Source organism: Nocardia asiatica NBRC 100129 (assembly GCF_000308415.1).
GTDB lineage: Bacteria > Actinomycetota > Actinomycetes > Mycobacteriales > Mycobacteriaceae > Nocardia > Nocardia asiatica.
Genome location: NZ_BAFS01000449.1, coordinates 1 through 24,290, shown reverse-complemented (window position 1 = coordinate 24,290; position 24,290 = coordinate 1). Strand labels below are relative to the sequence as shown.

At 69.2% G+C, this 24,290-nt stretch carries 29 protein-coding genes; 1 reads left to right on the top strand and 28 read right to left on the bottom strand.

Features of this window, described 5'->3' with window-relative positions:
• Window positions 1-193 precede the first annotated feature (193 nt).
• The 25 genes from ON27_RS34045 to ON27_RS33925 all read right to left on the bottom strand — a co-directional run bounded on the left by ON27_RS34045 (window position 194) and on the right by ON27_RS33925 (window position 20,125).
• Window positions 194-586, bottom strand: coding sequence for a hypothetical protein (locus ON27_RS34045; protein ID WP_043736969.1), 393 nt, complete (start codon window positions 584-586; stop codon window positions 194-196).
• Window positions 587-741: 155 nt separating this feature from the next.
• The gene (locus ON27_RS42550) at window positions 742-1,170 is read right to left on the bottom strand and encodes a hypothetical protein (protein ID WP_043736966.1); all 429 of its coding nucleotides are present in this window, start codon (window positions 1,168-1,170) and stop codon (window positions 742-744) included.
• Window positions 1,171-1,187: 17 nt separating this feature from the next.
• Window positions 1,188-1,712 (bottom strand): hypothetical protein, encoded by a 525-nt coding sequence (locus ON27_RS42545; protein ID WP_043736963.1) that lies wholly within the window; start codon window positions 1,710-1,712, stop codon window positions 1,188-1,190.
• An 82-nt stretch (window positions 1,713-1,794) separates the two neighbouring features.
• On the bottom strand, window positions 1,795-2,004 hold the full coding sequence (locus ON27_RS34030) for a hypothetical protein (protein ID WP_043736961.1): 210 nt from the start codon (window positions 2,002-2,004) through the stop codon (window positions 1,795-1,797).
• A 230-nt stretch (window positions 2,005-2,234) separates the two neighbouring features.
• The gene (locus ON27_RS34025) at window positions 2,235-2,759 is read right to left on the bottom strand and encodes a single-stranded DNA-binding protein (protein ID WP_043736959.1); all 525 of its coding nucleotides are present in this window, start codon (window positions 2,757-2,759) and stop codon (window positions 2,235-2,237) included.
• A 91-nt stretch (window positions 2,760-2,850) separates the two neighbouring features.
• Window positions 2,851-3,651, bottom strand: coding sequence for a DNA processing protein DprA (locus ON27_RS34020; RefSeq protein WP_051047303.1), 801 nt, complete (start codon window positions 3,649-3,651; stop codon window positions 2,851-2,853).
• Window positions 3,652-3,911: 260 nt separating this feature from the next.
• Entirely contained in the window at window positions 3,912-4,244 is a 333-nt protein-coding gene (locus tag ON27_RS34015; protein WP_043736956.1) for a hypothetical protein, read from the bottom strand.
• 116 nt (window positions 4,245-4,360) lie between these two features.
• Complete coding sequence (locus ON27_RS40385; protein WP_051047302.1) at window positions 4,361-5,215, bottom strand: hypothetical protein; 855 nt, start codon at window positions 5,213-5,215, stop codon at window positions 4,361-4,363.
• Window positions 5,179-5,556, bottom strand: coding sequence for a hypothetical protein (locus ON27_RS34005; protein ID WP_063711423.1), 378 nt, complete (start codon window positions 5,554-5,556; stop codon window positions 5,179-5,181). The genes ON27_RS40385 and ON27_RS34005 overlap by 37 nt, the downstream gene beginning before the upstream one ends.
• A gap of 29 nt (window positions 5,557-5,585) precedes the next feature.
• Window positions 5,586-6,473 (bottom strand): bifunctional DNA primase/polymerase, encoded by an 888-nt coding sequence (locus ON27_RS34000; protein WP_051047301.1) that lies wholly within the window; start codon window positions 6,471-6,473, stop codon window positions 5,586-5,588.
• Window positions 6,470-6,802, bottom strand: a complete 333-nt coding sequence (locus ON27_RS33995) for a hypothetical protein (RefSeq protein WP_043736954.1) — start codon at window positions 6,800-6,802, stop codon at window positions 6,470-6,472. Before ON27_RS33995 ends, ON27_RS34000 begins: the two co-directional genes overlap by 4 nt.
• Window positions 6,803-6,898: 96 nt before the next feature.
• Window positions 6,899-8,788 (bottom strand): ParB/RepB/Spo0J family partition protein, encoded by a 1,890-nt coding sequence (locus tag ON27_RS33990; RefSeq protein ID WP_043736951.1) that lies wholly within the window; start codon window positions 8,786-8,788, stop codon window positions 6,899-6,901.
• 105 nt (window positions 8,789-8,893) lie between these two features.
• A complete protein-coding gene (locus tag ON27_RS33985) occupies window positions 8,894-9,205 on the bottom strand; it encodes a hypothetical protein (protein WP_051047300.1) in 312 nt (103 codons plus the stop codon).
• A gap of 76 nt (window positions 9,206-9,281) precedes the next feature.
• Window positions 9,282-9,500 carry a hypothetical protein gene (locus ON27_RS33980; RefSeq protein ID WP_043736948.1) on the bottom strand — a complete coding sequence of 73 codons (219 nt, stop codon included), beginning with the start codon at window positions 9,498-9,500 and terminating at the stop codon, window positions 9,282-9,284.
• 74 nt (window positions 9,501-9,574) lie between these two features.
• Entirely contained in the window at window positions 9,575-10,813 is a 1,239-nt protein-coding gene (locus ON27_RS33975) for a hypothetical protein (protein ID WP_043736945.1), read from the bottom strand.
• 145 nt (window positions 10,814-10,958) lie between these two features.
• Window positions 10,959-11,396 (bottom strand): hypothetical protein, encoded by a 438-nt coding sequence (locus ON27_RS33970; protein WP_043736943.1) that lies wholly within the window; start codon window positions 11,394-11,396, stop codon window positions 10,959-10,961.
• Between the two features lie 50 nt (window positions 11,397-11,446).
• Window positions 11,447-12,019 (bottom strand): hypothetical protein, encoded by a 573-nt coding sequence (locus tag ON27_RS33965; protein ID WP_043736941.1) that lies wholly within the window; start codon window positions 12,017-12,019, stop codon window positions 11,447-11,449.
• A gap of 50 nt (window positions 12,020-12,069) precedes the next feature.
• Window positions 12,070-12,900, bottom strand: a complete 831-nt coding sequence (locus ON27_RS33960; protein WP_051047299.1) for a class I SAM-dependent methyltransferase — start codon at window positions 12,898-12,900, stop codon at window positions 12,070-12,072.
• A gap of 144 nt (window positions 12,901-13,044) precedes the next feature.
• On the bottom strand, window positions 13,045-13,695 hold the full coding sequence (locus tag ON27_RS33955; RefSeq protein ID WP_043736939.1) for a hypothetical protein: 651 nt from the start codon (window positions 13,693-13,695) through the stop codon (window positions 13,045-13,047).
• 648 nt (window positions 13,696-14,343) lie between these two features.
• Complete coding sequence (locus ON27_RS33950; RefSeq protein WP_043736936.1) at window positions 14,344-14,712, bottom strand: hypothetical protein; 369 nt, start codon at window positions 14,710-14,712, stop codon at window positions 14,344-14,346.
• 127 nt (window positions 14,713-14,839) lie between these two features.
• Complete coding sequence (locus tag ON27_RS33945; protein WP_157227642.1) at window positions 14,840-15,409, bottom strand: hypothetical protein; 570 nt, start codon at window positions 15,407-15,409, stop codon at window positions 14,840-14,842.
• A gap of 185 nt (window positions 15,410-15,594) precedes the next feature.
• Window positions 15,595-17,109, bottom strand: a complete 1,515-nt coding sequence (locus tag ON27_RS33940) for an ATP-binding protein (protein ID WP_043736931.1) — start codon at window positions 17,107-17,109, stop codon at window positions 15,595-15,597.
• Between the two features lie 267 nt (window positions 17,110-17,376).
• Window positions 17,377-18,792: a DUF3560 domain-containing protein gene (locus tag ON27_RS33935; RefSeq protein ID WP_083888016.1), complete on the bottom strand. Its 1,416-nt coding sequence runs from the start codon at window positions 18,790-18,792 to the stop codon at window positions 17,377-17,379.
• Window positions 18,793-18,841: 49 nt separating this feature from the next.
• A complete protein-coding gene (locus ON27_RS33930) occupies window positions 18,842-19,618 on the bottom strand; it encodes a hypothetical protein (RefSeq protein ID WP_043736928.1) in 777 nt (258 codons plus the stop codon).
• A 195-nt stretch (window positions 19,619-19,813) separates the two neighbouring features.
• Window positions 19,814-20,125 (bottom strand): hypothetical protein, encoded by a 312-nt coding sequence (locus ON27_RS33925; protein ID WP_043736925.1) that lies wholly within the window; start codon window positions 20,123-20,125, stop codon window positions 19,814-19,816.
• Window positions 20,126-20,467: 342 nt separating this feature from the next.
• Between ON27_RS33925 and ON27_RS33920 the strand changes: the two genes are divergently transcribed.
• Window positions 20,468-21,307, top strand: a complete 840-nt coding sequence (locus tag ON27_RS33920; RefSeq protein ID WP_157227641.1) for a hypothetical protein — start codon at window positions 20,468-20,470, stop codon at window positions 21,305-21,307.
• Between the two features lie 206 nt (window positions 21,308-21,513).
• Here the strand turns inward: ON27_RS33920 and ON27_RS40380 are convergent, their stop codons facing one another.
• The 3 genes from ON27_RS40380 to ON27_RS33905 form a co-directional block, all read right to left on the bottom strand.
• Window positions 21,514-22,767: a hypothetical protein gene (locus ON27_RS40380; RefSeq protein ID WP_157227639.1), complete on the bottom strand. Its 1,254-nt coding sequence runs from the start codon at window positions 22,765-22,767 to the stop codon at window positions 21,514-21,516.
• A gap of 216 nt (window positions 22,768-22,983) precedes the next feature.
• Window positions 22,984-23,793: a methyltransferase gene (locus ON27_RS33910; RefSeq protein WP_157227637.1), complete on the bottom strand. Its 810-nt coding sequence runs from the start codon at window positions 23,791-23,793 to the stop codon at window positions 22,984-22,986.
• A gap of 143 nt (window positions 23,794-23,936) precedes the next feature.
• Window positions 23,937-24,290, bottom strand: a 354-nt coding sequence (locus tag ON27_RS33905) for a hypothetical protein (protein ID WP_218003088.1), incomplete at its 5' end; no start/stop codon positions are given.

Below are 24,290 nucleotides of genomic sequence, written 5' to 3'. Positions count from 1 at the left end.
TGATCGCTCACGCGGCCAACAGGGGCCGCGGGTCACCGCCTCGGTTGGGCAGGCGGAACGCGGTGTCGTCGTCCGGTTTCGACACAATCCCGGGCGAGCACCGCTTCAGGTCGCGATGTCGGGCCTGGAGCTATCGGTGACCGAACTTCGCGTACCGACGGATCGCAGGTTTCGTGGATGCCGGGAGTCGGTGTCAGGTGTGCGGGTCGTCGGGGCGGTCGATGGCCGCCCACGCCTGTTGCCAGGCGGTGGTGAAGCTGGTGGCGTTCTCGGCGGCGCTGCTTCCCTCGTCGTGGGACTCTGCGGCGTCGTAGATGACGACGGTCCAGCTGTCGATGTCGCTGCGCCGGTAGGCGAGTCCGGCGTCGATGCTGGTGATCAGGACGTAGAGGGTGCCGGTTGGGTCGATGATCGGCCCGGCCTCGGCTTCGATGGCCACGAACGCGAACATCGGGATTCCGCCGGTGTCGACGATGCGGGGGTTGCCGCCGATCCCGGTCAGGAATTCGACTTCGGGACGGTGGGCGGCGAGCAGCGGGGCCGCGATGTGCTCGGGCGCGGGAGAATTGGGTGAGTCGATGGGCATCGCGCCCTCCTGTCTGTCGCTGCGCCGGTGCGCTCAGCGCGCGAAGGCCCGGCGACAGTGCGCGCGAGTTCGAGCCGGTTCAGGGGTGCGGTCTCGCGAGCGCGTGGTCGTGGGTGGCCTCGCGTGTGGCGGTCGGCGGTTGTGGCGGGGACAAGTCAGTGCCGCGCGGCGGGTTCGAGCGGGTCCACCGATTCGATGAACCGCAGCGGCACCAGCACCGCAGCGAGCCCGAGGCCGCCGTGGGTGTGGACGACGGTGTGGCGGTGACCGACCGCCAGGACGCGGACACGGTGGCGGTGCCCGCCGTGGGTGGTGATCGTGGCCGCGGTTGCGGCGCGGCGCAGCCGGTGCAACTCGACCACGATCAGCGCGAGCCGACCGTGCCCGCCGTCTCCGTCGGCCGCTCCGGGTTCGGCCGGTTCGGTTTCGGTGATGACGGTGAGGCGTTGGGCGATGACCGTGCGCAGGCGACGGATCCCTTCCCAGGGGCTGGCTTCACCGGCGAGGGTGTCGAGACGGTCGAGCAGGTGGCGCAGGAACCGGATCTGGATCGTGGCCGTCTCGCGTGGGTTGTCGGCGCTCACTGCAAAGCCCTCCCTGGTCAGGCCACCAATCGGGCGTGCGCGCCGGTACCGGTCCCCTCCGAGGTGGCGGTCTCGAAACCGGGTTGGCGGGCCGGTCGGCGGCGGGCGCGGGCCGCGATCGCCTCGCTGGTGGTGCGCATCGCCTCGGTGGCCGGGCTCGGTTCGGCGTGCAGCCGCAGGTCGTAGCAGTCCTCGCGGACCGGGCGGCGCACCCAGTCGCGGATCTCGACCTCGACCGGGACCTCGAGGACTTCGACGCCGGTGGCTGGGCGCGACCAGTGATCGAGAGGGCGGGTGTCGGGGTTGCCGAGCCGGGCCGCGGCGAGGGCCAGGACCCGGGAGAGGGCAGCATTCGGTGAGTGGGCGTGGCCGCGGTAGAGCAGTCCCAGCCACGCCCAGTCCTCGGGTGCCAGCTCGGTGAGCGCCGTGGCCATCGCGGCCCGCGCTCGCGAGGGCGCGTGCTCGGCGAGTGCGATCAACGCCGCCGCCGTCGCTGCCGCGGCGGTGACGGCGGGAGGTTCGGTAGGGACTTGCTCGCTCATCAGGGGGTCTCCTGGTCCGGTGAGGTAGCGAAGGATCCCGCTCTTTGGGTGGATCCACCGCTGTCGGGATGGTGGGTTCGGTTCAGGGCTGTTCTTCGCGCATCTGCGACTCGCGGCAGATCCGGTGCCAGGTGTGCATGAGTCGATCACCGGCGCGCATGGCCGCGACGGCCTCGCCGCGGTCGCTGGACTCGCACCACAGCTGCCCGTCGGGGCCGAGCACGGTGTACCAGCGGGTCGGCTCCCAGTCGCCCTGGTCGCGGGTGTAGGTCGAGTTCTCGGGATCGTTCACGCGGTGGTCGGCCTTTCGACACGGGATCGGCGCCCGCGGGCCGGGCGCGCTGAATTCGAGAAGACCCGTGATCGCTCGGTGAGCGCCACGGGGCACGCGGATGCGGATGAGACAGGTGGTGGCTACACCCGACCGGGGTGTCGGGTGTAGCCACGATCCGCGCCCCCCGGCACGCGGGGCATCGCCACTGGCGCGAGCGAGCCGAAGGTGCAATCGCGCAGGAGGCGTTTCTAGAACGTGGGCTCCTCGCCGCCGAATCCGCCGCCGAACCCTCCCCCGAATCCGCTACTCGTGGTCGCCCAGGGATCGTCGTCACCGCCGCGGCTGCCGGTTGCCGCGCCGACGAGCTCGCGGGAGCGATCGCTGCTATCGTTTGCGTTGGTGTGGTTGGCCTTTCGTTTGGTGACCTTGGCGGTGGCGTAGCGCAGCGAGGGACCGACCTCGTCGACCTCGAGCTCCACGACGGTGCGTTTCTCGCCCTCGCGGGTCTGGTAGGACCGCTGCTTCAATCGGCCGCTGACGATCACGCGTGCGCCCCGGGTCAGCGACTCCGCGGCGTTCTCGGCGGCCTCTCGCCAGAGGCTGCACCGCAGGAACAGCGCTTCACTGTCCTTCCACTGGTTGGAGTTGCGGTCGAAATATCGCGGGGTGGACGCGACGGTGAAATTCGCGACCGCGACACCCGCGGGCGTAAATCTCAGCTCGACGTCCGCCGTCAGATTCCCTATCACGGTGATGACGGTGTCTCCGGCCATAACAGTTCTCCTCGAAAGTCGATGATCAACAGGGACAGATGAATTCGCGTGGACCGAGGACCACGCGTGAACCAGCCCCGGCCCGCGCGGGTCAGCGCGCGGGTGGGCCACCGAGCTGGTGGTGGCCGGTGTCGATACGCGGGTCGTCGCCGAGCGGGTGGCGGGGCTCGGGTTCGGCGGTCTCGTCGAGCGCGGCGAGGACGTCGGTGACCGAGTGCACGGGGCGGGCGTGGCCGTCGCCGATCAGTTGGTGACAGCCCCGCGAGGTGGCGGCGGAGCCGGGCACGGCCAGCACCGGGCGGTGCAGCCGCCGCGCCCACCGCGCGGTGGACAGGGTGCCCGAGCGCAGTCCGGCCGCGGGGATCACCAGTTGCCGCGACATCGCCGCGACCAGGCGATTACGGGCCAGCAACCGCGAACGGTCGATCCCCTCACCGGGCGGGTATTCCGAGACGATCGCGCCGGTCTCGGCGACTGCGTCGAACACCTCGGCGTGCGCGGTGGGATAGACGCGGTCGATCCCGGCCGCGGACACGATCGTGGTCGGCACGCCGTGGTCGAGCGCGGCCTGATGGGCCAGGACATCCACGCCATAGGCGCCACCACTGACCATGTGCACACCCCGCACTGCCAACGCGCCCGCGGTCTCGCCGGTGATGCGGGCACCGCGCGGCGAGACCGCTCGCGTGCCGATGACACCAACGCGGGTCAGGACCGAGACCGCCTTGATGGTGCCGCGCACCCAGACCGCCACCGGCGCGTCCAGGTGCCGTCCGCCGGGAGAATCCAAGTCGTTGAATCCCAGTCCGGTCCAGGCGGGGTCGTCGCGGGTGAGCAACCACGCACCGACTCGCTCGGCCCGGTCGAGATCGCGAGCGGCGAGCTCGGCCACCGACCCCCGCGAACCGGGTCCGGCCGCAAGCGAGCCGATCTCCTCGGCGGCATCCTCGACGTCCGTTCCTGCCGATCGGGTGGCCGCGTGCGCGCGGGCGGCGTTGGTGGGGTCGAGTGCGGCGCGGGCCAGGATCGCCCACGCTCGCAGCCGCGTTCGGAGACCGTGGCGACCGTATGCATGACGTCCTCCTCGAAAGTGGTGGAGTGAGCGGCGTGCCGAGGACAGGCCCGCTCACCGGATTCGGCTGTGGCGGGGCCTCATTCGGGTGGAATGGTGATGCCGGTGAGGGCGTGCAAGGCATGGCGCCAGTCGCTGAACCGGGCATGCAGGTGCTCGTCGGGGATCCGGTGCCCGCAGTCACCTCCGGCGTAGGCCCATTCGGCGGGATCGTGGGTGACCGCAGCCAGTACCAACTCGCCGCCCCAGAGCCGGACCTCGGTCGCATCGGTGTCGGCGGCAGGGTGGGCGGTGAGATCGTCGTCGCCGCGACAGAACTGGAGACGCAGGCCCGCACCGGCTGCGGCGACGGCGTCTACCGGCGATCGCGAGGCCGGGTCAACGGTCAACGGATTCGGGGTCCGATCGGGCATGCGGGTACTCCAGACTCGGGGTGGTCGAGGGGAAGCGGTGAAGGAGACGAACCGCCACGGGTGGGCGGACACTGGCCGGACTCGCCCGCTGCGTGGTATTCCGCGATGTCTAGATCTCAGGAGGGTCCGGTGTCACGGAGTTCGACGTAGGCGGCGTCCGGCTCCACGGTGATGACGAGCCAGGCGGCGGTGTCGGTGTCGGTGCCGCGCAGGAGGTCGATCAACGGCGTTGCGTCCTGGGCGAGGGGCGCGGTCAGCGGCAGGTATTCGACGAAGTCGTCGCCCAGCGGCGGGCCGTGATGCCAGTGGGTGCCGGGGCCGTGGCCGTGGGCGTAGACGACATGCATCTTGCTGTCCGGGTGATCGGTATCGGTGGGTGGTTGGTGGGGCAGGCCGTTGCTGACCAGGTAGATCCCGTCGTCTTTGACCCAGATCAGCGACGGCGACCCGACGGCGGATTCGTCGAAGGGCGGATGGGAGTGGCCGGCGGCGGCCATGGCGTGCTCGGCGAGGTCGAGTACGTCGGCGCGGCGGAACCACAAGTGGGCCGAGGTCATCGTGGTGAGGTGTCCTTCCCGGTGGAGCTGGTGGCCGGTGGTGCGGCGAATTGCTGGACCAGGTGCCGCCAGACGCGCGCGGCTGCGGGTGGCGGGGGTGAGCGGGGTGAATAGTCGCGGGTCCAGTCCGCGGTAGTAGTCGCTGCCCTCGATTTCGTGGCGGTGGGCCAGTTCGACCCGAACCCGGCCGGTGTCGGTCCCGCGGGCGGCGCGGTAGAGCAGCTGGTGGGCGGTGGTCTCGCCGGTGACATCGGCGATCGCCGCGGTCAACACCGTCTCCCAGCTCGTCGTGACCCAGGTCGCGACCGCGTCGACGGCCGGGGTGCGGTCGTGGTGGAGCAGACGGTGCCCCTCGGGCAGGTGCTCGCGCAGATACGTCAACGCGAAGGCGTCGATATCGGTGGCGGCGGGCACGGTGACCGCGACCGCCCGCGGTCCGGTGAGCCGATAGCGGGAGGGGAGTCGATCCTCGGGATCGACCCCGTCGAGCCAGTGCGTGCGGCCGCGCGGCCGAGCACGTATTCACCGCCGGGCGGGTCGTCGAAGGCGTCGATCAGTTCCGCGCGGCAGGCCGGGCTGCTCGCCTCGGCCAGGGTGGCGTCACGGAATTCGCGCCAGTCGTCCCATTCCCAGCCGTGACCGGCGTCGATCACCACCGACCGGCCCTCCACCGCGACGCCGTCGACATACACCGACAACCAGGTCTGCGAGGACGGGTCACGAATCCCCACGACCTCCACGCTCGGATCCGGCACCGGTGGTCTCCTTCCAGGGCTGGCGGCGGTCATCGCCGCAGGTAACGGGGACGGCTGCGGGAGTAACGCAGGCCGTTGGCGATGGTGCGTTCGGCTTCGCCGGTGGTGAACCCTTCGACCCCGACGTGCACGGCGGCGGCGTCGGTGAGCACGGCGTGGGCGTGGTGTTCGCTGATCTCGTCGGCGGCCACCAGCCGTCCCAACACGAGCGCGGAGCGGAACAGGGTGTGGTTGCGCAGATGGACTCGCGCGGTGGCGACGCGGTGGGCTTCCCCGGCGAGGATGGCCGCGAGGTAGGCATCGGGATGGGTCGCGGCAGCAGGCAATCGCGACGCGGGTGCGGGTGGTGGCGGGGTGAGCACGACGGCGAGCTCGGCAGGTAGCTCGGTGACGGGATGATCGGCGGCGACAATGTAGTCACCGTGACGCGTCCGGGAGCCGGGCGCGATGACGTAGCCGCCGTGCCCACGGGTGTCGATCCCGTCCCCGAGACGGCCGACGCTGCACGGCAACCGCGGCGTCTCGGGAGCCTGGTAGTAGAGGTGCCAGCCGTGCGGGGTCGCCACCGTCCACGTCACCGGCACCGGCGCGGTCAAGCGGGTGGCGAGCCGGGTGAGAGCGTCAGCGAATCCGGTAGCGGGCGGGGTCATGTGGCGGGGGTCGAGGTCGATCACGCACAACCGGGCCGGGCCGGTCGCGATCGCGACGTTTCGGGCCGGATCCTCGTTCCACCACCGGTGGATGCGGGCCGGGTCGGTGGAGGCGTGCTCGGGCCAGCGTTTGAACACCGGCGGCTTCTTCGCGCCGGGCCGGATCGGGAACACCGGCCACCCGCGCGCCGCGATGTCGAGAGCCACCACCCGCAGATCCAGGCCCACCGCGTGCGGGTCCAGCGCCCGCGCCGTGGTGGTGCTCACCAGCGTGGCCCGACGTGGCGGGCGGTGCGGGCGATCCACACCGCGGTCGTGTGGAGGACCCGCATGCGCTCGCGCACCGCCTCAAGGGTGTCGAGGTGGTCGGGATCGGTGGGCAGGGGCGGGTAGTCGAGGTGGTCGGCGCGCAGGAGCAGATGCCAAGACAAGCTCATCTGATCGAAGACGCGCACGCTGTGACGGAAGCGGCCGTCGCCGTCGACGGTGACGGTGATGTCGGCGGGTTGGTGGTCGACCAGGCACAGGCTGCGAGCGCGATATCCGGTGTCGGTACGGGCCAGGGTATCGATGGTGGGTTCATCAGGGGTGCGCACAACTGACTCCTCGAAGCTTTGCCGCGAAGACGGCAAGCGGCCCTGGTGCGCCCGGAAGGGGGGTTCGGGCGCACCGGGAGCCGCGGGGCGTGGCGGTCAGGCCGCTGCGGGGAGGTCCTGCTCGTCGGCGTCGGCGGAGGCCGCGTCCGGGTCGGCGGGTTGACCGGTGGCGGTGGGGTTGTCGATGTCGATGTCGATGGCTTTGATCTCGCCGAGGGCGGCGAGTTCAACGGGGACGAGGGGGTAGCCGAGTTCGCGCAGGAAGCTCAGGTAGCGCCGGACCGCGGAGTCGGCGTAGCGCCACAGGTCCTTGTCGGCGCGGTGCTCGTAGCCCCCCAGCACCAACGCCAGCGCGACGACCTGGGCACGGGCGGGTTTGATGGTCTCAAGGGTGTCGAGCATGGCGTGGCGGGACCGGTAGCCCTCGATGCCCAGCAGCTTCAGCGCGGAGTCGAAGGCGTGATACTCGCTGATCAGCCCCGGGTCGGCCAGCATCGACCGGGTCAGGAACACCGCGGCCTGCGCGGGCGGAGTACGACGGGCCAGCAGCCGGGTCACGAACTCGATACGGGTCGCTTTGGCGGCCAACCCGAGCTTGTTGAGTTCACGCACCCGCCGCCGCGCGGCCCGTTCGATCTCCGCCGCCTGCGCCGCCGCCTCTGCGTCGGCTTCGGCGGCGGCCTGACGCTCGGCCGCGACCTGCTCGGCGTCGACCTGACCGAAACGGCTACCGCGCTCGCCGGAGTCCTCGCCCTCACCGGCATCACCGGTATCGGGGTCGTCCTCGGTGTCGGGTTCGGTGTCGACGCGTTCACGCAACCCGGTCGTTTCGAGGAGCTCGCGGGGCAGGAAGTACTCGGGCAGCAGCTGGTCGCGCTGTTCGACCTCGCGGGCGTGGCGCAGCCCCTCGGCGGGTGCGGCGTCGGGCTGGTCGCGGGTGTCCCAGTCCACGGTGTCGGGATCGACGAGATGGCCGGTGCCGACCTCGACCCATACCTGTTCCTGGTCGACGTCGATCCACACCAGCCACGCCCTGGGGTTCGCGGCGATGTCGGCAAACTCGATGGCGTTGCCGTCGGCGTCGACGAGCTCGGCCGCGCACAGCAACTCGGTGTCGGTGTGATCGAGGTCGGGGTAGTCGGTGAGGATCCCGAGCCCGGCCTGGGCGTAGGGCAGCGCGTTGGCGAGGTAGGCGCGTTGTTCGGTGCGGTCGGCGGCGATCCGGTTGGCCTCGAAGTCGAACAGACCGCTGCGGACGTTGAGCAGTCGGCGGACCGCGTCGTAGTCGCCGACGTTCTCGTATTCGGCGATGACCGCAGCGTGGGCCAGGTCGTACTGGTCGTCGTCGATCAGATTGCGTGCGGTGGGCGAGGTGCCGACCTTGCCGACGAGTTTGACCTCGTCGCGTTTGGTCTGCAACGCCTTGGCCACGCGGGTGACCGAGGCGCCGAGGTCGAGCATCTGCGCGATGCCGGCGGCGCGGTCGCTGTTGGTGAGCGGGATTCGGCGGTCGTTGAGGGTGATCTGTTCGGTGATGCGCTCGATCTCGGCCTCGCTGGTGTCCACGCTGGGGTCGAAATCGCGGATGTAGACCGGGACCTCGGGCAGCTCGTAGGCCAGCGCGGTCAGGGTACGGACCTGCCCGTCACGCACCACCAGGCGCCCGTCGGGCATCCGGATCACCAAGATCGGGTCCCGCACACCGTGTTCGCGGATGGAGTCGGTGACGTCCGGGTGGTCCTCGAGCCGGAAGGTCTTGCGCACGTTCTCATCGATCTCGAGCACGGCGGGATCCACGGTCGGGCCCGTGCACAACCCGTCGAGGGAACCGGGTTCCCCGGCGCTGTCGGCGTCGGTCTCGCCGGTGTCCGAGCCGCCGGTATCGGTGTTGGCGGGATCGGAACCGGGTACCGGGTGGATGGCGAGGCCCTGCTCGTCGATGTCGGGGCCGGGGTCGGTGGTGGGCGTGTCGGTGTCGGTGGGCATCGAGATGGGCTCCTATCGTGAAAGAGGCAGGGACCGGCCAGCTTTGGACTGGCCGGTCCCTGCCTCTGGGGAGGGGACTTCGATGGATGGAGTTGGTGGTGGCGGCTACCCGCGGTCGGGTTCTGCGGGGTGCGGGGGTGCGCCGTCGATGACGATGTCGAGGTCGTCGCGGGCAATCGCGATCTCCGCGTCGATGCCGCCGTGTTTGTGGTGTACTTCGCGGTAGCAGGCTCGGCACACGACCCCGGAGATCGAATCGCTGCTGCCTTTACCGCTGGCGTGACAGCAGGGGGTCAGCACCGTCGTGTGGTCGGTGCCGAACCTGATGACGATGCAGCCTTCGGCGTCGAGGCCCAGGATGTCCTCGACGGCGTCGAAGCTCGCGGGCAGGACCAGTTTTCGCTTCCTTTTCGTCACGGGCGCAGATGTCCTTCCGGAAGTCACAGGGCAGGGCACGGGGGCACCGGTGGTGGCGCTCGCTTGGGGTCGTGGGTTACTTCTTGGTGCGGGGGGCGACGTTGATAGGGCGCAGGTGCCGGGCACCGTGCGGGGCTTCGGGGTCGGTGTAGCCCCAGTGCTTGGCTTTCCAGTCCGGGAACTGCTCGCGCCATCGGGCCACGGTCTCGTCGGCGAGCGCGGTGACCGCGCCGGCGGCACCGAAGTGCTCGGCAGTGTCGAACTCGGCGCGGGTCAGAACGGTGGTCTCGGCCATGAGGCACAACTCCTTCGACAGGGGCGGGGACAGGGAGGGGAGGGATCGAGTGACCGCGGATGCGTCCGGCGGGTTCAGACGAGGGTCATCGCGGTGAGGGCCAGGTCGTCGAGGTCGTCGGCGCGGTCGGGGTCGGGGATGGTCTGGGAGTAGCTGGTGACCGCGTTGGCGATCCCGGCCGCGGTCAGCTGTCCCCCGGCGATGAAGTGCGACAGGATCCCCGAGCGTTCGTCCTCGGTGAATCCGAGCTTCTTGCTCATGACCTCGAGGGTGCGTTCGGGCTGGGTAACCGGTGTCCCGGCGTGGCGCTCGAGTTCACCGATGCGGGCGGTGAGGAACTCCGGCGACATCCATTCCGAGACCTTGTCGCGGGTTTCGGCGGTGATGACCGCGAGACGTTTGCGCTGGGTGTCCTGCGACCAGCTGCGGGTGCCACCGATCTCGAGGCGGTCCCCGACGTGGCGTTTGGTGAACGCGAACAACGGCAACGTCAAGCCGTTGCCGCAGATTTCCACCACCAGTTCCGGTTTCAACGTGACCGCGTGGTGGCCGATCTCGGAATTGGAGAACCGCAACCCCGCGAACACCACCGGCTCGCTACCGGGCCGGTAGCCGCGGCCTTCCCGTGCGGCCAGGCGGCGACCGGTCTCGATCTGCCCGGCCACGCGCCGGCGCTCGGCCTCGAGCTCGGGATTGGCGAACGGAGTCCGATAGTTCTCCAAGAACGTCGGGGCGAGCGCGCGGATCTTCGGCGAGTACACCTTGCAGTGCATCGAGGACTCCGACAGGTCACACGAGCGCACCGTGACATCGGTATCGGCCAGGCGGATGCCGTCGAGGACGGCGGTCAGCACGTCGAGGTTGTCGATGATCCCGTACCGGTCCGAGAGCACCGCCCGCAACACCCCCGGCTCATCCGGCTTGCCGGAGGTGAACAACCGCAGCAGGAACGAGCGCTCGTCCGGCCCGCCGGGCAGGCGCGGGTCCTGTGGTCCGTGGAGCAGGCCGTTGATGTTGGCGTCGTAGAGATCGGTGCGCTGGATCTCGCGCAGCGACTTGAGGTATCCGGCGGGGATCTTCAACTTCGACCCCAGGTGTGAGTCGGCCGCGCCGGTCGGGCGGTACAGGCCGTCGACGGGGGTGACACCGCGGTCATCGAGTACCGGCTCGACCCCGGCCAGCTCGATCAATCCGTCGCAGGCGCGCAGAGCCGACGCGGGGGCCAGGACGTCGAGTTTGGCGGCCTGCTGATCGTTGAGCAGGGCGACGAGGTCGCCCAGCTCGGCGTGACGCACAGTCGAAGCGATCGACATTTCAGTGATTCCCTTCTCGGACAGATGGATACGACACGCGACACCCACCGGGATGACGGGTGTCGCGTGTGCAGGGTTGGGAGCGTGGGGACCGGTCGGCGCGGGGCCGTTGGGCGTGCTCAGGCGTGCTGGGAGCCCGAAGGGCTCAGGAGGCAGGGTCGAGCCTGTCGTCGTCGGCTGCGGCGTAGGCGAGGTTGTCGATGTGCTGGATGAGTTGTTCGACGGCGTCGAGTTGGTCGCTGGTGAGCGCGGGGATCGCCACGATCGCGGTGGTGCTGAAGCAACCCCCGTCGGGTCCGGCGCAGTCCAGGCGTCCGGCTTCGGCTTCGGCTGCGGTGTCGAAGGAGTGGAGGTAGTACTCGTTGCTCGCGCCGCCCTGTTGGATATAGGCGAAGGACTTCTCCGCCGCCGCGGCGCCGTCGAGCCACGCCGACAGGCGCCGGATCGGGTGGAGAATGTGATGGGCTCGGGCCTGCGGGTCGCATTCGGCGTAGTCGCGTTCTTCGCCGATCTGTGCGTAGGCCAGTACGGCACGCAGGTCGGACAACACCGCAGGGGTGAGAGCCAGGTCGGTGTCGGCCACTGTCGAATCTCCTCGGGGCTGCGATGCGGTGGGCAGCGGTCGCGCGGTGGTCAGCTCTGCTGGCGCAGGGTCTGCACGAGCGCCCAGGAGGCGTCGGCCTCGGCGCGCGCGGCGGCCAGACGCTGATAGCCGCGCTGCTGGAGAACATCAATGGCTGCCAGCGCGGTGGCGGCGTCCTGGCGGCGCTGGTCGGCGCAGTGGTGGCGGTGCCGTGCCGCGCGGTCGTCGGTGAGGAACTCGGCGGTGATCTCGATGACCGTGTCGGCCACGAGTTCACGCAGGTCGGGGTCGGCGGTGGTGAGTGGGTGGCCGAGATCGAGGTGCAGGCGGCCGGGCTCACCCAGGCACACCGCCGCCGCGGCGCCGCGTCCGGGCTCGCCGGGAACGAACCGTGCCAGCACCCGCGGGTTGCCCAACGCTTCACCGTGGGAGCGCAGACCGAAGAACCGCACGATCACCATCGACCGGCGTTCGGGTATCCCGTCGACCAGCACCGGATGTTCGCCCATGTCGGTGAACACCTGCCCGGTCAGGGGTGCCTCATCGGTGGCGAACAGGGTGTAGGAGGCCCCGTAGTCGGTGGTGTTGGTGTTGGTGCTGAGGCTGAAACCTGGTGTGGGCATGATGAATCCAGACTCCTGTCCGAACGGCGAGTAAGAATGGGCGGGCGTGGTCAGCTGGCACGGGCGGGGCGATCCCACGGCGCGGCCAGCGCAACGGCACCGCCGGCGCGGGCGCGGCGGCGACGCGCGAGGGCGGTGCCGGAGAACTCGGTGAGCACGATCTCGGTGCGGACCGGACGCTGATGCCAGTACGGGTCGTGGAAGGCGGTGTCGACACTGCACCCCGGCTCCAAAGCGATGCCGGTGCTGGAGGAAAAACGCTTGTATTCGGCGTCACCCTGCCCGTCGAGCATCCCCTGGCCTCCGCTGTAGTGGAAAGGCGCCGACGTTTGCGGCACCAGAAAAACGCCGTGGCGGGCCAGGTGCGAGGCCAAGGCGATCACGTGGTACTCGAAGCGCGGTCCGCGGTAGCCGGGAGCGTTGCCGCTACGGGTATGGTTGCCGAAGGGCGGGTTGGCGATCGCGGTGTCGAACAACCGCCACCGCTGCCGCCCGATGCCGAACACGTCGGCGCACACCCATGTGGCTTCCGGGACCAGCTTCATTCCGACCGCCACGAACTCGGGATTGGCTTCGACGCACACCAATTCCCGCGCGGGCAGCCCGTTGGACTGCTCGCGCAGGTTGCGGCAGGCGAAGGCGAACGCACCGATCCCGGCGCACAGGTCGATCACCCGGTTGCCGACCACATCCAGGGACATGCAGTCGGCCAGATCTTGCGGGGTGAAGAACGCGCCCCCGAGCGGATGGCCGTGGCTTGCCGATTCCTGGAAGTGGGTGAGAACGAAGCGTTTCTCCTCCTCGTCCAGGTCCCGGCGCAGACCGGCCAACCCGAGGGCTTCGCGATGCGCGGTGGCCTCGGCACGAGTGAGTCTGCCCATGACAGCATCAACCTCCGAACACAGGAAAGACGCCGCACCCCAGGCAGGGGTTCGGCGAAAGGGATGGATGTAGAAACGGATCCGCCCCGGGCCGCGCCGGGGCGCTGGTGCGGCCGTGGCGTTCCGGGATGGCGTCGGCGGGTTTCAGGATCGTGGGGTGTGTGGCGCGGATTGCTCTGGTGCGCGCAGGATCTCGAATTCACGCAGTGCCCACCCTGGGGCGGCGCGCAGCAGGGGACTATCGGTCACGGTCCCGGAGTCGGTGATCTCGGCGCGCCGCCAGAGGGTCGGGGAGCACACCACGACCTGCCGTACGGCACCGATGCCGTGGCCGTAGGTATAGGTGCGGTCCAACCGGATGACTGCGCCGACCGCGTCGCGGGCGCGGCGTCTGGCGTCAGCGAGGGCGCGGTGGTGGCGGATCGCTTCGGCGCGCCACCGGCAGGCGTCGGGGTGCTCAGTGGGTGTGAGCGCATCCAGGACCCGGCGGGTGACGCCCTGGTGATCGACGGGTCCCTCGGTCTCGTGCAGGTGCTTGACGACGACCTCGGACACACCGCCGCGGTGGTGGCGCAGGTAGAGCAGCACGTGCGCCGACACTGTCACCGGTGTAGTGGTGGCGTCGGCGATCGCGGCGTAGAGGGCATAGGACCAGCCGCCGTGGCGGCCGGTGCCGAGTGCGGTGCGGCAGTGGGCCACGATGCGGTGTCCATCTCGCAGGTGTTCGCGCAGGTTGTCCAGGACGAAGCGGTGGGTGTCGGCCGACGCCGGCACCTGGAACCCGATCGAACCCATGCTGGTCTCCTCGACAGCGGGCGCCACACGGGCGCGGGATTGGTCAGCTGTTGTCTGTGATGAACTCGATGTGTGGCCCGTTCTGATCGGCGTGGCCGCAGCTGGTGACCGGGGGATCGTCGCTGCCGGAACCGTTGAGGGCTGCCCGCATTCCGCGGACCCGGCCGGGACCGAGGTTGTGGGCGATGCGCATCCCGGGCGACTCCAGTGAGGCCGGGGTGGGTGCGGACCGGTCACTGGGCAGCGACTCGAGCCAGCTCAGGACTCCCCGCAGATCGGTGGGAGTGACGACGGTGATGCCCTCGATCCGGTCGAGGTGGGTGGTGTCCTCGGGTCTGGCGATGACGACGTAGCGGAATTCTGCGCGCGTCGCCGCCGCGAGGACGGTGGTGAGCGCCTGCGGGTGATGGGACTACTAGAAATTCCCCACTGCCGCTCACGAATCGTCCCCACTTCGTTGCCGCGTGCAAGCAAGCGCGGCTCGACTGCACAGGGCTGCCCGAGAGCGGGAGGTAAGTCCGGGAGCAGGCACAACCGATTCCGTCCCCGGGAACGCGCAGTCCCCGCAGGCACTCCGGGTCACCAATCGGCACCCCGCAACGGTGGTCAATTTCAATTAGCGACTCTGGCCGTTTTCGGCCAGCGCCATCAGCGGCGGGAGGGTGGGGCGCAGGCTGCCGTCGAGGGCGATTTCGGCGAGGAACACGATATGGTCGAGCCGCCCGCGCCACCGGGGGTCGGAGGCGAGTTGGTGGACGGTGATTGCGACCGCAAGATCGTGATGCGGCCCGTCGCCGAAGCCGCCAGTCGGTAGAGACGAAACGCCTCGCGCGGATATTCGGCGTCGCTGTTGACCAGCCCCGCGCGGACCCGGTGGCGGGTCTCGGGCGGGATCGAGTGCGCGGCCAGATAGGTCGCGACCGTGTCGACCACGGCGGTGGGGCTGGCGGCGATGAGAGCCAGTTCGGTGCCGCCGTGGCGGGTGAGGTTCGCGGTCCAGGCGAAGGTGTCGATCACGTCGCTTCTCCGTTCGATCGGTCCGAGTCGCAGTTTTCGGGAAACGGTTCGGTGGGCAACAGCCCGCCGACGAGGTGGATGTCGCGGGGCGAGGCGAGGGGGGTGTTGTTGTGGTCCGCGATCAGGGTCACGACGCTTTGGGTCGGGCCGGTCCGGGGTGTTGTTCGCCGAAGGCAGTGATGGGGCGGCCCGAGCGCCAGTTGGTCCAGGCGTCGGCGATGTTGGGGCGGGATCCGCCCGCGGCCACGAGCACGGCGTAGGCGTGGGCGAAATCGACCGCCTCACCGGACCCGACCCCGGCGGCATCACACCAGCCGCGCACATAGCCCAGTGCCTCGGCGCATAGCCAATACGCCGTCCGGTTTCGAAGTGCCGCGTCGTACTCTTCGAATCCCGCCACCCGCTCGTCCGGTGACGGGGCGGGGGCGAGGTTCGCGGTGAGGTCACCGCTCACCCGCCACGCGACCCATGCATGCGCCAGATCGGGCACGAAAACACTCTCGCTGGTGAGGGCATCGGTGACGAGGTCGGCGTAGGCGGCTGCGAACGCTGTGGCGGTCTTCGCCTCGGGGGTGGTGGGGTGCTGGATGTGTAGCACGCCCCATACGAAGCCCTCGGCACGCGCTCGGGCGTTCTCGGCGCGGGCGCGCATGTCGGTGTCGGTGGTGGGCGGGTCGGCGGGCACAGGTGTGGACATGAGGCGATGGCTCCTTCGAAACGAACGACAACGCCGCACCTGGTGCAGGGTGCAGCGGTGTATCGGCCGGTCTGGCAGTGGATTTCGAGACATCCGCACACCGGCACGGTGAGTGCGGACTTATCGGCCCGCCGTCGGTAGTCGTCGGGGGTGTGCGGCGCGATGTCGTGGGGTTCGAGGAGCTCTTATGGTGTTCCGGAACCGCGCAGGTGCAGGGCTTCGACGATGTCGTGGGTGCTGGGACGGTCGGCGCCACGCAGGTCGGCGATGGTGGCTGCGACCGCCAGGGTCCGGTCCGCGCCGCGCCGGGTGATCCGGCCCAGCCGAAGCGCCGCCTCGAGCGGCGCCGCCTGCGACGGCGTCAACGGAAAGTGTTGGCGCAGCAGCGATGCGGGGACGCGCGCGTTGGTGGTGTAGCCGTGCTCGCGCCACCGTCGGGCTGCTGCCGCGCGGGCCGCGGTGACCCGGTGGCGGACCTCGGCGGTGGATTCGCGGGAGTCGTCCCCGAAACCGCCGCGGTCGTCGGGGTTGTCGTGGACGGTGATGTCGGCGCGTTCGGCCAGGACACGACGCAGGCGTTCCCGGTAGCGGTGCTTGGCCGCTGGTGGGCAGGCACACGCGGTGTCGCGTGCGGCGTGGCACAGGCATTCGGCCGAGGTCAGGACCGCGATGGTGTCGCAGGGCAATCGCAGCAGACTGTCCCGGTTGGCCACCACAACCTCGCCGTCGTCCAGCGGGGACCGCAACGCCTCGATCGTGCGATCGTGCAGGTCGGGATAGGACTCCAGATGCAGCACCCCGAGGTGAGCGCGGGCCAGCGCGCCGGGACGCCCCGAGGCGGCGCTGCCCAGCAACGCGCGTGCACTGGCGGAATGATGGACCTCGACATAGGGACGGCCGGTGATCGGTGCCAGCGGCCCCGCGGGCAGGGTGCCCGCCAGTGACGTGATTGCCCGCACTGCCAGCGACTCGGTCTCGGTCAGTCGCGGCAGCAACCCGGGCAGGCGTCGGGCGAGCGCGCCGAGCCCGGCCGAGGGTGGCCCGATCAGGCGCAGGTGGTGTCCCCCGGCGGCGGCGACCTCGAGCGCCCACCGTGCCCGGTAGTGACCACGCACATCGCCCAGTTCCACGCCGGTGAATTCCGGCCGTACCGCGACTGCGGCCGAGCCGGTCAAGGAGCGGTCGGCTCCGCCGAGCCAGGCCAGCACAGCGCCCAGGTGCTCGGCGCCGAGAACGGTCATCCCCGGTGCGAGGGCGGCTTCGGCGAGGTTGGCGCGTGGCACGATCACGACGGTGCGCCCGCCCTCGCGGGCGGCTAACACGGCGGGCAGGATTGCGCGCACGGGTCGCAGACGGCCGTCGGGCGCGAGTTCACCGAGCAGCACGACCTCGGCCAGGCGCTGTGCGGGTGCCGTCGCGGTGGCGGCGAGTACCGCCACGGCCAGTGCGAGGTCGTGCATACCTTCGATGACCGATGAGGCCGACGGTGAGATCGTGAGTGTCACCCGCCCCGAGGGCCACGCCCACCCCCCACCGGCGACGGCGGCGCGGACCCGGTCGATGCCCGCGTACGGCTGATGCCCGGACGGACCGGACGCCGTGGTCGAATTCAGTCCCGGCGTGATCTGGGCCGCGATCTCGCTCAGCTGCCCGGTGGGCCCACGCACGATGACCGACCACGCCACCGCGCTCGCTCTCATTGCCAACCTGCCTGGTGGAGGTGGTGGTCGACGGGGCGCAGGATCGGTCGAATCGCGGTTGCGGACAGGGGTGGACGGCATGGTGGTCTCCGTTGGTATGGGACGTGAATGGGTAGGAGGCGGGCGGGCAGGCCGGAACCGGTCACCGACAGTCGAACCGGGTCGGCGACGTCGAGCGAGCGGAGGCTGTTGTGGCACAGCGGAGTCGCCGAGAGCATCCGGACCGCGACGCGGCTCGCCCGGTATCGCCTGGGCGGTGTCGACGGGTCAGGAGGCGGGCAGGTAGGTGCGGGCCTCGACCAGGACACGGACCTGGTTGTGGACTTCCTCGGGCCAGCACACCGGCCCGCTGATCGGGAACCCGGTCACCGGGAGTTCGACCGGGTCACCGTGCACGCGCCCGATCGGGCGGCGCTGGGCGCGCAGGCGCAGCGTGCCCGGTTCGGTGATCGGTTCGGGTGGGGTGGCGTACCAGTGGGGCGGATGCGCCCACGTCGCGTGGTACTCGATGCCCTCGACCGTCCAGGACCAGTAATCGGCGTGCGGGCCGAGGTGGTGGTCGATTTTCGTCTTCCCGCCCCGGCGTTTCGGGCGCGGCGGGAGGCTGTTGGCGTCGAGGTCGGCGAAGATGTCGGGAAACCGTTCGCGAGCCTGGGCCTCGGTCATGACGGCGGTGATTTCGTGGAAGCGCACCGGGTGATCGGTGGTGATCCAGCGATGCCCGGTCATCTTCGCGGCGATGGTGTGCACCGCCAACCGGGACAGGGAAAAGTTCACCACCGAGACCGATTTCGGATTCACCCGGGTGATTTGGCGCCACGTCGACCCGCCCGCGCGCACGAAGTCCCCGACCGTGAAGTCCTCCCGGCCCCAGCCCGGGGTCAGCCCTTCATCGATCTGGGACTGGCGGACCTGCTTCCAGTAGGTGATATCGCGCTCGCGCTGGGTCATCCGGTCCAGCACCCGCGCCCGGTACTCGCCGGTCGCCGGCCGGGTGGTGTCGGTCTGATACACGTTGCCGTCGCTGTCGAGGAACCGGCGGGTGTGCCCATCGAGGGCGCGTTGATCGGCGCGCTGTTCGGCTTCCAGGACCTCGATCCGGTTGGCCACCGTCCGCGGGGAATACCGTTGCTCGGTGGTGTGGGTGGCGGCCTCGGCGCGATTGTGGGCGCGGGTGGCATCGCGGTCGGCTTCGACCGATCGTCCCCACGCCTTCCATGACTTGTCGATGGCGTTGCGGTGGCGGCGTTCGGAATGGTGTCCGATCTTGATCGGTTCCCCGCCCGGAGGCAAGGCGTCGTGGGCTCGCTGATGCGCGGCTTCTGCGGCGACGGCTTTCGCGTCTTTGCGGGATGCCTTGCTCTGCAACGCATCGACTCGGTCGGCTTGTCGGAGGGCGCGGTCGGTCTCGGCGTCCTCGGTGGCGCGCACGCTGCGGTCGATGGCGAGCTCGACGGTGTATCCGGCCTCGCGCAACTTCGTTGCGGCGTAGTCGATGTAGTACTGCTTGGGCTGGCGATCGCGGGAGGACACCACGATCCAACACCCCAAACTGCGCGCCCACCGCCAATGCCCGACCGCCTTGCGCACCGCGCACATGACCTCGTAGGTGCCGTCGTCGCGGACGGTACCGGTCAACAGGGTGCCTTCCTCGGCCGTGTGGGAAATCGTCAGCGCGGTCACGAGCATGACCTCCTTCCAAGATTTGTCGGCATGCGCATCTACGCATATGTCAGCGTTGGGTCCGGCCGTTTTCTGTAGCCGCGGGGCAGTCGCGGCGGGATGCGGTTTCGGGCAGCTGGTAGTCGTGGGGGCCGGTGGGGGTCAGTTCGTCGCGGGTGAAGTCGTCGACGGGGGCGCCGATCCACTCCGCGGTCGGGCCGGGGAAGGTGGCCTCGCCGAGCAACCACGACTCGAGAGTGTCGCCGACCTCGAACAACCTGCCTGTCACGCGGTCGTCGACGCACAGCCGCGCGGCGTCACCGCAGCGCACGCGGATCAACGACAGTCCGGTCGCTTCCTCGATCGCGGCGAACAGGCCACCGATCCGCTCGGCGCTGACCGAGACCAGCGGTGCCGGGCCCAGACGTGTGGTGAACGCCTCCGGATCGGTGAACGCGCGCAGTTCGGCGGTGAGTTCGCGGCGGCGTCTGGCGATGACGGCGAACACCACATCGCCGAGCGAGTCACCGATACTCGAATTCCGGATCGCGGCGCGCACCTTGGGGAGTTCGGTGCGGGTGAGGCTGCCACCGACCATCGCCAGCAAATCCGCCACCGAGATCACCGCCGCGCCCGCCGCGGCACTCGCGCGCGCGGGCTCGACAGCGGTGCCCGACGGCGGTGCGATCTCGGTGTTGTCGTCGCATCCGCCGACCTCGAGATAGGCGCCGGTGAGAAGGTCGTCGTCGCCGACCTCCACCAGGGTGAGGCCCCCTTCGTCGATTCCGACGAAACCGGAGGTATCCAAACCCGACACCCAAGTACGTAGTTCCGGGACGGAGATCATGAGCGTCCTGCCTTTGCTGTTGTCGGAACAGAGTTTGTCGATTCGGCGACCGGGTCGCTCGGCAGCGTCGACCGCGGCGAGTCAGAGGAGGCGACGCGACCGGGATCTGTGCTGCCGATGTTGGAACGGCGTCGCTGCGGCGGTGTTCGCCGGAGCCGCTGCGGGCAGTGCGTGCCCACTTCATGTCATGGGCTGTCAGAGACGACCCGTGATGAGGTGGAGCAGGCCGTTGGCGATCTCCACGATGTGTTCGAGGTGGAAACGGATTGCCGCGGCCGTCGAGAGTCCACTGTCAGGGAAGAGTATTTCGGTGATTCCGGTGGTCACGGCGCCGCTTTCCTGCCCGCCGCTGTAGTTGCGCAACATGAGGGTGAAGCCGGGAAGCTGCGGTGTGTTGTCGTGGTCGACGAGGATTTCCAGCCGAGGGTCGCTGGTGAGAACGTCGGCATTGCGAGCGGCGTCGAGCAGTGCCACCAGGTCGCTGGCGGCTGCTCGTCGTGATTGCACGGGATGTTGCCCGCGATCTGATCCCCTTCCGCCGCGATCCAGCCCGCGAACGCGGCTTCGTCCAGAGCGAACGGGTACGGATCGTGATGGCCGATGACGAAGGCGGTCTCGGGAGAACCGCCCGCCGGTGCGTCGGCGGGGTCGTCGTCGCTGAGCAGCTCGTGTGCACGAGCCAGCAGAATCCTTCTGATACGTACCGGGGTGCACGTTTTGCGCGGACGGCGGTCGACTCCGGGCCGAGCCGGTCGCCGTGCCCGGGGCCCACCTGTGGTCAGCAGGCGTCGCGGTCCCGCATGTTGCAGGCGCTCGGTGTGTCAGTGCGTTCGGCTAGCGTGAGGCACTATGGGGTCTGTTGTCGATCGCGACAATCACCGCAACTGCGTCGGGGGATGCATGCTCACTCTGTCGGCGGCTGCGATTGCCAGGCGGGAGTCCACTTACAAGCTGGACTCGTTCCAGCTCGACGAACTCCTCACGCTGGCCGGCGGGCTTTGCATGATCTGCCAGCAATGCCACGCCATGGTCATAGACACGACAACGCGCGCCGAGCAGCAGCGTCCCCGTGGGCTCGTGTGCAGGTTCTGCAAAGATCGAATCGCCACATACGAGGGCTCCTTCGGGGATGAGGTCCCCTTCTTGGCCGGGTGCAGGTGCATGCCTCGCGACGATCCCGAGTGGGAGCCACGGATCGCCGCCGCGACAGCGCAATACCTTCACCGGGCCGCGGCTCTGGACTCGTGCGCGACCAACGCTGAACGGTACGACATGCTGATTGGGGACCTGGCTGTACACGGTCGCGACCCGCACGGAGTCTGGAGCGGCACACCGCTGACCGAACTCCCGCCGCTGCCTGTGCGGAACAGATTTGTGCCCGATGACTACGGCGGGATACCCCCGCTGGCCCGCGACTGGTGCGAGGGCAGTTGCCGTGCTCACGCCGAGCACCTCTACATCGCATGCTTCGATGAGCCGACCATGCTGCGCGATGCCGACACCCGGAAAGCAGTACTGCATTACGTCGGATGGACACGGCAACATCCGCCGCTTCGGCGGGTCAACCAGCACGGCCCAGCGTGTCGCGAGTTTCTGGTGGCGATTTTGCCTGGCACCCTGGCGGAGGAAGCGCACCTCAAAGCCGAGGGGCTCTGCCCGAAATGCGGCCAGCCGCTGCGCTACCACTGACCGGACCCGAACCTGGCACCGCGCAGCGCCAATTCCACAGGACGCGCTCGGCATTAGCTTGAGGCCGGACATCCAACTCACGCAACCTCAACCGAAGCGTCGACGGCTGATCGACACCACTGAACGCGGCCCTCAGCCGCCAACAAAGTCTGGGAACCGTCACTGGGGGCATAGCTGTGCGGCGCGGACATTGCTTCGCTGGTCAACTATCGTTGAGATTGGCCAATTATCGCCTGTGAGGCACAGTGTTCGAGTGCCAGCAAGCGTTCGTCGGCGTGGCCGCCCCAACGGGTTTCGAAACCTGAACGTTTCTTCGGGTTGATCGTGTTCGGGGCCGCGACGAAGAACTCCTCTAATCGCGGATAGTTCTCGGTCTCGGTGGTCAGCCAGAGGCGGGCGTGTTCACCGTCGGTCCGTACAGCGATCCCCAGGCTATCGGCGAGGTCGAGGACGAACCGCTCGGCTCGGGCGCGGTCGGCGCGGTGGGTGACCTCGACCGCGCGCCACGCTTTCGCGCGGGCGCTGTAGCAGCGCCGCACCCGATACACCGCCCACTCGCACGCATCCATCGCCGCCTCGGCCAGGGCGTGGACCTCGTACGCGCCGTCCGCCCGCAGCCTGTCACGCAACGATTTCCCCGGTCCGAACAGCCCGCTGCGGTGGTTGAGCGCCAGCGTGCAGTATTCATCGACCAGATGCTTGAAGGCTTCCTTGGGATGGGTGCGGTAGCGGGCGAGTTGGTCGGGCCAACTGGGCACGCTGACGTAGCCACACTGGCGGCAGCAACTTTTCGGCCACCATACGCCGAACAGTCCGTACAGGTAGCCTTGGCTCATCGCGCGGCTCATCCCGGCCGCGTGCAGCGGGTAGATCGGGTGACGGCGCCCGCCCATCGTGACCGAGGTGTCGCGGGCGATCCGTCTGGTCTCATCGGCGGAGAACCCTACGGCGTGGATGTAGGGGCGCGGACCCAAATATTTTGCGCGCCAGGCATCTAAGGGCTGGCCCTTAGCCTTGGCCGAGCAGGCGCGCCCGTTCAGGGTGGGCATGACCCCGTTGCCGCGATGCTCGGCCGAGAGCGGGTAGAAGCCGTGCTCGTCGGGATCGGGATGCAGACGCGTCGGGGTCCGGGTATCTTGCAGGACAACGATACCGTCGGCGACGCTGGGCCCGGCGCGGGCGACTTCAACGAAGCGCACTCTCCGGGCGGCAAGCAACGGCAGAATATGTTGCGCGACCAGGTCACAGGTCGAGGACCACTCGTCCCCCGTCTGAGCAACCATTACCAGCAGATTCGACAGATCATCGAGCAACTGCGGTGGCCGGAAACCCGGGTCGAGCAGGGTACGGGTAACGCCCGCCGCGCTGTCGACACCGAGACCGAAAGACCAGCACACCGGCATCGCATTGTCATCGAAAAGCGTTGAGAGAGAGAATAATCCCTCGGCATCCTCGACCATAGCGACCATTCCTTTCGGCAGATGACCCGGCCCGGCACTCACGGCCGGAACCGATGCCCCGGGCGCTGATGCGAACGAGCAGACCCCGGGTGCGCTCACGGCCCAGGGATGAAGGGCGCTGCGCGCCGAGTCCAGGGACGATCCCGACCGAGGGGCCGAAACCTGGGGCAGAGGCCCGTCGTCGGTGGGAGATCCGTGCCTCGGAATGCCGGTCTGTCAGCGGTCGACGGGGCGGCGGGCATGCAGGAGCACGGTGTCGACCTCGGTGCCGGAGGTGGTGAATGCCCCGGCGGGCACTGTCTCGTAACCGCCGTGGTCGGTGATGAATTCACGCATCGCCCGGTGGTCGCGGTCGGTGCGGTAGGTGTAGTTGTTGGGTGCGAGGGCCAGGAGCTGTCCGCCGTCGTCGAGCAGGTCCCAGGCGGTGTAGAGGTGGTCCATCCACACCGTCGGCTGTCCCGGCAGCGCGAACGGCGGGTTCATCACCACGCCCGCGTACCCGGGTGTCGCTGTCGCGGCGAACTCCTCGAAACTGGCTACCACGATGGTGACCCGCGGGTCGTAGGCGATGGCCGCGGCACGCTCGCGGTCGGGTTCCACGGCGGTGACCTGCACGTTCGGGTTGGTGGCCAGGATCGCCCGCACCAGCGCGCCATCGCCGGCCGACGGCTCGAGGACGTGCGCGCCGGGCGCGAGAGCGGCGATGCCGGAGTGCGGGCCTGCCACGATGTGGCGGGCCAGCGGCTCGGGTGTCGCGTAGTACGCCTCCAGTGCCTTCCTGTCAGTGTTGGGGGTCGTGCCGCGCGCCACGGCAACGGCGATGGTCTCGGTCGGGTCGTCGGGGAAGACGTGGGCTTTTGCGCGGCGGTTCCATTTTCCGCCCATGGATTCGATGACCCTATTGATCTTGCGGTAGTCGGCTTGTCTCAACTGCCGGGGCAGCAACAGGTTGTTGCCTTCGATTCGTGACTCGGCCAGGATCTCGCGAGCGAACTCGGGCACGGACACCGACGTTCTCACAGCCATCGATGATCACCTTTCACACAGAATGGACACGGACAGCGACAAGCACGCCCAGCGGCCGGGAGTCCGAACGACGCTGCACAGCGCGGGCCGCCCCAACGGCCGTGGTGGGCGCGAGCTTCCGGCGTCGCGGCGGTGTCGGCCGTTCAGCAGGACGTGTCGATGACCAGTTCCACCCATTCGTCGGCGACGGCGAGGCGGTAGTGCAAGCAGTAGGTATCGGTCATGGTGGCGGTGATGTGCAGCTGGTAGTGCTCGGTCCAGGTGCGCAGTTCGTCCCCGCTGACGGTGAGCCGGCGCTGGTCCCGCGGGTCCAGGGATTCGAAGTGCACGCCGTAGTCGGCGAGACTGCCGGTATGCAGAGCCCCCGCGTAGGACCACACGTAGCGGCGGGGTTCACCATGCAGACACCCGCTCGTGATGGCGGACGTGGACCCCGCCCAGGACCGACTGCGCGGACTCGGGGCACCCGCAGCGGGCGGCTGGCGTGGTATGGCGCT